Origin of the sequence: Blautia sp. MCC270 (genome assembly GCF_018785605.1) — a bacterium.
In the GTDB taxonomy this organism is placed as follows: Bacteria; Bacillota; Clostridia; order Lachnospirales; family Lachnospiraceae; genus Blautia_A; species Blautia_A fusiformis.
On sequence record NZ_WQQD01000034.1, the window covers coordinates 20,509 to 28,502 of the forward strand.

The window sequence follows — 7,994 nt, forward strand, 5'->3', positions numbered from 1 at the left end:
GGGAAAGAATACATGGCAGAAACAACCAACGCCAATGAAACATATCAGCCAATGACTTTCGATGCCATCAAGATCGGACTGGCGTCCCCTGAGAAGATCAGAGAGTGGTCACACGGTGAGGTTTTAAAACCTGAAACGATCAACTACAGAACCTTGAAGCCTGAGAAGGATGGTCTTTTCTGTGAAAGGATTTTCGGACCGAGCAAGGACTGGGAGTGCCACTGTGGAAAGTACAAAAAAATTCGCTATAAAGGCGTTGTCTGCGACAGATGCGGTGTTGAAGTAACCAAATCTGCCGTTCGTAGAGAGCGTATGGGACACATCGAGCTTGCAGCTCCGGTGTCTCATATCTGGTACTTTAAAGGAATTCCGTCCCGTATGGGTCTGATCCTTGATATTTCTCCGAGAACACTGGAGAAAGTGCTTTACTTTGCTAACTATATCGTTCTGGATCCTGCAGATTCCGGACTTATGTACAAACAGGTACTCACCGAGCGTGAGTACCAGGAAGCACGTGAGTCTTACGGTGAAGGATTCCGTGTAGGTATGGGTGCTGAATCCATCATGGAGCTTCTGCAGGCTATTGATCTTGAAAAAGATTCCGAAGAGCTGAAAGCAGAGCTTGTAGATGCAACTGGCCAGAAACGTGCAAGGATCATCAAACGTCTTGAGGTTGTGGAGTCCTTCCGTGAGTCCGGCAACCGTCCTGAGTGGATGATCATGACCGTTATCCCGGTTATCCCGCCGGATCTTCGTCCTATGGTACAGTTGGACGGAGGACGTTTTGCAACATCTGACCTGAATGATCTTTACAGAAGGATCATCAACAGAAACAACCGTCTGAAAAGACTTCTGGAGCTTGGTGCTCCGGATATCATTGTCCGCAATGAGAAGCGTATGCTGCAGGAGGCTGTAGATGCCCTGATCGATAACGGACGCCGCGGACGTCCTGTAACAGGCCCTGGAAACAGAGCTCTGAAATCCCTTTCCGATATGCTGAAGGGTAAATCCGGACGTTTCCGTCAGAACCTTCTTGGTAAACGAGTTGACTATTCCGGACGTTCTGTAATCGTCGTAGGACCTGAACTGAAGATCTATCAGTGTGGTCTTCCGAAGGAGATGGCTATCGAGCTGTTCAAACCTTTCGTTATGAAAGAGCTTGTTGCCAACGGAACTTCCCACAACATCAAAAATGCCAAGAAAATGGTAGAGAAGCTTGAGCCGGCAGTATGGGATGTCCTTGAGGACGTCATTAAGGAGCATCCGGTTATGCTGAACCGTGCACCTACACTGCATCGTCTGGGTATCCAGGCATTCGAGCCGATCCTTGTAGAAGGTAAGGCGATCAAGCTTCATCCGCTTGTTTGTACCGCGTTCAACGCAGACTTCGATGGTGACCAGATGGCCGTGCATCTTCCGCTTTCCCAGGAAGCACAGGCAGAGTGCCGTTTCCTTCTGTTATCACCGAACAACCTTCTGAAACCGTCAGATGGTGGTCCTGTAGCCGTTCCTTCACAGGATATGGTCCTTGGTATCTACTACCTGACACAGGAAAGACCTGGAAACAAGGGTGAGGGCAAGTTCTTCAAGAGTGTCAACGAGGCAATTCTTGCATATGAGAACAAGGTCATCACACTCCAGACAAAGATCATTGTCCATTGTCATAAGACAATGCCGGACGGAACTGTTTTAAGCGGCAATGTTCAGTCCACACTGGGACGTTTCCTGTTCAACGAGATCCTTCCGCAGGACCTTGGATTTGTGGACAGAAGCGTACCTGGAAACGAACTGCTTCTTGAGGTTGATTTCCTTGTAGGTAAGAAACAGCTGAAGCAGATCCTTGAAAAGGTTATCAATACTCACGGTGCAACAAAGACAGCCGAGGTACTTGACTCCGTTAAGTCTATGGGTTACAAATACTCCACACGTGCAGCCATGACCGTATCTATTTCCGATATGACCGTGCCGCCGCAGAAGCCGGAGATGATCAAGCAGGCTCAGGATACTGTTGACCGTATCACAAAGAACTACAAACGTGGTCTTATCACAGAGGAAGAGCGTTACAAAGAGGTTGTTGATACCTGGAAGAAGACCGATGATGAGCTTACAAAGGCACTTCTTACAGGTCTTGATAAGTACAACAACATCTTCATGATGGCTGACTCCGGAGCCCGTGGTTCCGATAAGCAGATCAAACAGCTTGCCGGAATGCGAGGACTGATGGCTGATACAACCGGTCATACCATCGAGCTCCCGATCAAGTCAAATTTCCGTGAAGGTCTTGACGTACTGGAGTACTTCATGTCCGCTCATGGAGCCCGTAAAGGTCTTTCTGATACCGCTCTTCGTACAGCCGATTCCGGATACCTGACAAGACGACTTGTTGACGTATCCCAGGATCTGATCGTTCGTGAGGCGGACTGCTGTGAGAACAGAGCAGAGATCTCCGGTATGGTCGTTCGTGGATTCATGGACGGAAAAGAAGAGATCGAGAGCCTTCAGGAGCGTATCACAGGACGTTTCTCCTGTGAGACAGTTAAGAATAAAGACGGAGAAATCCTTGTTAAAGCAAACCACATGATCACACCGAAGCGTGCAGCCCGTATCATGAAAGAGGGCGTAAGCAACCAGACAGGCGGACCGATCGACAAACTGAAGATCCGTACCATCCTTTCCTGTAAGTGCAAGGTTGGTGTCTGCGCAAAATGTTATGGTGCGAACATGGCTACCGGTGAGCCGGTACAGGTTGGTGAGTCTGTTGGTATCATCGCAGCACAGTCTATCGGTGAGCCAGGTACACAGCTGACCATGCGTACTTTCCATACCGGTGGTGTTGCCGGTGGAGATATCACACAGGGTCTTCCTCGTGTCGAGGAGCTTTTCGAGGCAAGAAAGCCGAAGGGTCTTGCGATCATCACAGAGATCCCAGGTGTTGCCACGATCAACGACACTAAGAAGAAACGTGAGATCATCGTAAACGATCCGGAGACAGGCGATTCCAAGACTTACCTGATCCCATACGGTTCTCGTATCAAAGTCCTTGATGGACAGGTTCTTGAGGCCGGCGATGAGCTGACAGAAGGTAGTGTAAATCCGCATGATATCCTGAGAATCAAGGGTGTGCGTGCAGTTCAGGATTACATGATCCGTGAGGTTCAGCGTGTATATCGTCTGCAGGGTGTTGAGATCAACGATAAGCATATCGAGGTTATCGTTCATCAGATGCTGAAGAAGATCCGTATCGAGGATAACGGAGATACAGAGTTCCTGCCAGGAACACTTGTTGATGTCCTTGATGTTGAGGAAGTTAACGAGAAACTTGAGGCAGAGGGCAAACAGCCGGCAGAGGGCAAACAGGTTATGCTTGGTATTACCAAAGCATCCCTTGCTACAAACTCCTTCCTGTCAGCAGCATCCTTCCAGGAAACAACAAAAGTCCTGACAGAGGCTGCTATCAAAGGTAAGATCGATCCGCTGATCGGTCTGAAAGAGAACGTTATCATCGGTAAGCTGATTCCTGCAGGTACAGGTATGAAGCGTTACAGTGAGATCAGTCTTGACACAGGAATGCCGGAGGTAAAAACAGCTTCCGAGGAGCCTGAGGATACAGAGGAAATTTCCGTAGAGGAAGAGAAGACTGAGACTGCTCCGGAGGAAGAGACCATTGCTGTTGAAGAGACAGCAGAGGAAACTGCACCGGTAGAAGAATAAGTCGATATACCTTGCTAATATAAATAAATCTCCCCCCGGAAATCCGGAGGGAGATTTCTGTTTATAAGCAGGGATTTTCTGAGAGAGGAGGGATTGCGATGGACAAGGAACTGCCAATTTCCCCGTGGCCGGAATGGAAGATCGTAAGCAAGATCGGGGAAGGCTCTTTTGGAAGAGTGTATAAAGCTCAGAGAACTGAGAAGGGACGTTCTTTTTACTCGGCAATTAAGATAATCACAATCCCCGCCAGTAAAGGGGAGCTGGACAGTGTGCGCTCAGAATCCGGTGATGAAAAATCTGTCCGCGGTTATTTTGAAAATCTGGTGGAGGAGTGCATTCAGGAAGTAAGCACCATGGAGTATTTCCGGGGAAATTCCCATATTGTATCTGTAGAAGATTACAAGGTGATGGAATATCTGGACGAGATCGGATGGGATATTTTTATCCGCATGGAATATCTCACAAGCTTCATGGAATATTATGCGGGAAAAAATCTCACAGAAAAAGAAGTGATGAAGCTGGGTATCGATCTTTGCAGATCACTGGAATACTGTGGGCAGCTTCACATCATCCACAGGGATATCAAACCTGAGAATATTTTTGTATCCAGGTTCGGGGATTTCAAGCTGGGGGACTTTGGAATCGCCAGAGAGCTGGAAAAAACCATGAGTACCCTTTCCAAAAAGGGAACTTATTCCTATATGGCGCCGGAGATGTACAGGGGAGAACAGTACGACAGCAGAGTGGACATTTATGCACTTGGCCTGGTGTTATATAAACTGATGAATCATAACAGGCTTCCGTTTCTGAATCTTGAAAAACAGCTGATCACATACAGAGATAAGGAAAACGCACTCACGAGGAGGATGTCAGGCGAAACACCGCCACCCCCTGTGGATGCAGGAGAGGCTTTCGGTTCCGTTATCTTAAAAGCCTGTGCTTATGATGCAAAAGAACGATATCAGACTCCGGATAAGTTTCGGGAAGCACTGGAAGAAATCCGGTATGGAGCGGCAAACAGAGAACAGGGAGTTCATGAGAAACCGAAACCAGTGGAGGAAAGACCTGTTCCGGAGTCCATGCCGAAGTTTCTCCAGGAGGGTGCAGCCAGACAGCTGGCAAGAACGAGTCAGCTGAATACGGATGCGATCCGTCAGGCACGTAAAAATCCTGTGCCGGTATCCATACAGCCGGAGAAACCGACAGCCGGAGAAATAGCAAAAAATGCAGCCTGGAATACGCCAAAGGCTCAGAGCACAATACAGAAGCCTCAGAAATCTGCATCCGGAAAAATAGCATCCGAAAAGGATAGCCTGTCCGGTTATCCGTCAGGACGTTCCCGTCAATCAGATCCCGGTATAAGAAAAACCGGAGCTGTAAAGCCCAGAGTTACCTCTATCACAGATCTGGAAGACGACCGTGACCAGAATCTCCAGGAGTGGGAAGGATCCGTGCCAGAGAATGACGGAAATGACGATGACAGAAGGAAACGGAAAGATATTTTCAGAATGCTTATAACAGCCGGGATCCTTGTTGTGCTGATCGGCGGGATCCTTGCGGTACGAACGATACGGAAACCTGCGGATAACGGGGAACCTTCGTATACAGATTCCGATGATTCTGATGCTCTGAACAAAGGAAATTTCGGTACTGCAGACAATTCGGATAAAAGTTTCGCACAGGCAATGGAAACGATACGTGACCATGCGACAACCATAGAAAATGCTCTGGACAGCTATAGACGTGAAGGTACAGAGGGGGATCGCCTGCGCTTTTATAATGGATCAGGAGAGATCGCCAAAGTACTTGTATATCCCGGCAGTTCCGCAGATGGCGTTTATGAGGAATATTTTTACTGGGGCGAGCAGATGTTTTATACTTATGTATGGGACGGAGATGAGAAGCAGTATTTTTATTATCAGGACGGCCTTCTGATCCGATGGATCGATGCAGATGGTAAGGTTCATGATAAAGAGAGCGATAACGACAAATATGTAGAACTGGGAGACAAATACTGGAGTAATTCTGTAGTGGAGCTTCAGCAGTAATGTCGAAGGGTTTTTACGAAAGGAAAAAGAATGGCCTATCAGATTGATTATGCGTATACATGTCACACCGGAAAGGTGAGGACAAATAATGAGGATAATTTCTGGTGCTGCGGAGTGCGCCTGCCGGTGCACAACCAGGGGGTTGACGGAATCCTGGCAGGTCATACACAGCACTGGCAGCTTCCAATGCTGGCTGTTTTTGACGGCATGGGCGGAGAAAGCTGCGGTGAAATGGCAGCTTCTGCAGCTGTGGAAGCGCTGGGAGGCTTCTATGAAGAAAACAAAAAGACCCTGAAAAAAGAGCCTGTGGTTTTTCTGACAGGAGCCTGCGAAAATATGAATGAGGCAGTATGTCGCTACAGCAATGAAAACCGTATCAGAAGCATGGGAACAACCATGGCACTTTTGTCTTTCAGCGAAAAGGCAATCTATGCCTGCAACCTTGGGGATAGCCGTATCTACCGTCATTTTCAGGGGAAGTTCCAGCAGATTTCCACGGACCATGTGATCGGCGGAAAAATGCTGGGAAAAGCTCCGCTGACGCAGTATCTGGGCTTCCAGGAAGAAAACATGGCACTGGAGCCTTCTATCGTGGAGATCGGTTATCAGCCGGGAAGCTCGTATCTGATCTGTTCAGATGGAGTGACAGACATGCTTTCTGATCAGGAGCTTCAGAAGATCCTTGACGGGACAGAAACCGCAGAAGAAAAAGTAGGTAAGATCCTGGAACAGGCATTGGAAAGAGGCGGCAGAGATAATGTGACACTGGTCCTTGCACAGATCAGCGGCTATGAAGAAAAAAATATTCTCAAACGCTGGGCAGAGCGCCACAGTACCGGACGGTAATAAACCCGGGGAGTAAGAAAAGGGATAAGGAGAAAATTTGCGATGAGAAATCGAATGCAGGATCTTGATTTTGAACAGACAGTTGCCTTCGATTCAGTGAAGGACTTTGAATTTACAAGAAAGGCGGCACAGAAGTTCCGCCAGGTTGTCAGTCTGGATTCCTTTGAGGATGAGGATGCAGATGTTATTTTTCATTATCTTTACAAGGAGATGGAACTGGTTTCCTTTGGTGACTATCTGAAACGATATGTGTATGAGCGTGCAGAGCTTGAGGAGCCTTTTTCCCAGGTGCCGCAGGAAGTCTACAGAGAGATCGTTGTGGAATCCTTCAAGGAAACCTACACACCGAAATCCATGTCACCTACATCAGCCAAGCTGAGTTCTCTGGTGAATAATTGGCTGACTCAGGCATCTGTGAAGCGTGAAACAGTTTTTCTGCTGGGGTTCGGACTTCGGATGAGTACAGAGGATGTTTCAGATTTTCTGACCCGGGTGCTTCGTGAGCAGGATTTTGATTTTCATAATCCGGAAGAAGTGATCTACTGGTATTGTTACCGGAATCATCTTGGCTATTATAAAGCGGAGGAATATAAAGAAACCTACAAACAGATGACTCCGGTGGAAAAAAAGACCGGAGAGATCGTGTATGGCACAGGGCTTTGTCTGGACAGTGAAGAAAAGCTTCTGGAATATCTGGCTTTTCTGAAAGGAAGACATGATGATCCGAAATCAGAGAAGAGCCAGGCTTTTCAGGAATTTATGATCCTTCTGGAGCGGGCAAGGAAGATCATTGCAGCCATGTATCAGGAAGATGAGGAAGAAAACGGTGGCAAAAAGATCTGGAAGCCTGAGAATATCAGTGCTTCGGATCTGGAAAAGGTTATCTGCAGCGGGATCCCTATTAATAAAATGGGAAATCTCAAAAAGATGTCCGCATCCATTCTGGCAAAGCATTTCAGCCAGAAGCGCTTCAGCCGCCAGAGGATCAACAATATCCTGAACCATAAATTTCCGGTGGAGCGGTTCGATCTGATCACGCTGGAGTTTTTTGTGATCTCTCAGGAGATGGCAGAGGATGATCCGTATACGAGATACCGTCATTTTCTGGAGGAGATCCAGGAGATCCTGGCCCGCTGCGAAATGAGTGAGATCTACATAGTGAATCCATATGAGTGCTTTCTTCTGATGTGCCTGCTGACAGACTGTCCGCTGGCAGTATTTTCCGAGATCTGGGAAAAATCCTATGAAGAGGGAGAAGAAAAGAACTGAAAAAAGGATGATGCGTTTCGGTGACGCATCATCCTTTTTTTGTGTGCGCCCGGCGGCGCACGTTTCTAACGGGTGCAAGTCCCGAATCCGCCTGGTAGTGGGAAGGATATAGCCGAAGGC

4 protein-coding genes are annotated in these 7,994 nt (G+C 47.8%); all 4 read left to right on the forward strand.

Translation table 11 applies throughout. From position 1 onward, the window contains the following. The first annotated feature begins 12 nt into the window (after window positions 1-12). On the forward strand, window positions 13-3,711 hold the full coding sequence (rpoC, locus tag GPK58_RS10105; RefSeq protein WP_015526299.1) for a DNA-directed RNA polymerase subunit beta': 3,699 nt from the start codon (window positions 13-15) through the stop codon (window positions 3,709-3,711). Window positions 3,712-3,809: 98 nt separating this feature from the next. Continuing rightward, window positions 3,810-5,759 carry a serine/threonine protein kinase gene (locus GPK58_RS10110; protein ID WP_215638597.1) on the forward strand — a complete coding sequence of 650 codons (1,950 nt, stop codon included), beginning with the start codon at window positions 3,810-3,812 and terminating at the stop codon, window positions 5,757-5,759. 30 nt (window positions 5,760-5,789) lie between these two features. Beyond that, window positions 5,790-6,605: a PP2C family protein-serine/threonine phosphatase gene (locus tag GPK58_RS10115; RefSeq protein WP_021652196.1), complete on the forward strand. Its 816-nt coding sequence runs from the start codon at window positions 5,790-5,792 to the stop codon at window positions 6,603-6,605. A 42-nt stretch (window positions 6,606-6,647) separates the two neighbouring features. Continuing rightward, window positions 6,648-7,874 (forward strand): hypothetical protein, encoded by a 1,227-nt coding sequence (locus GPK58_RS10120; RefSeq protein ID WP_015526296.1) that lies wholly within the window; start codon window positions 6,648-6,650, stop codon window positions 7,872-7,874. The last annotated feature ends 120 nt before the right edge of the window (window positions 7,875-7,994 follow it).

Excerpts from the sequence above, each read along its gene's own strand:
- rpoC (WP_015526299.1), top strand. The coding sequence starts at position 13 with ATGGCAGAAACAACCAACGCCAATGAAACATATCAGCCAATGACTTTC.
- GPK58_RS10110 (WP_215638597.1), top strand. The coding sequence starts at position 3,810 with ATGGACAAGGAACTGCCAATTTCCCCGTGGCCGGAATGGAAGATCGTA.
- GPK58_RS10120 (WP_015526296.1), top strand. The coding sequence starts at position 6,648 with ATGAGAAATCGAATGCAGGATCTTGATTTTGAACAGACAGTTGCCTTC.
- GPK58_RS10115 (WP_021652196.1), top strand. The coding sequence starts at position 5,790 with ATGGCCTATCAGATTGATTATGCGTATACATGTCACACCGGAAAGGTG.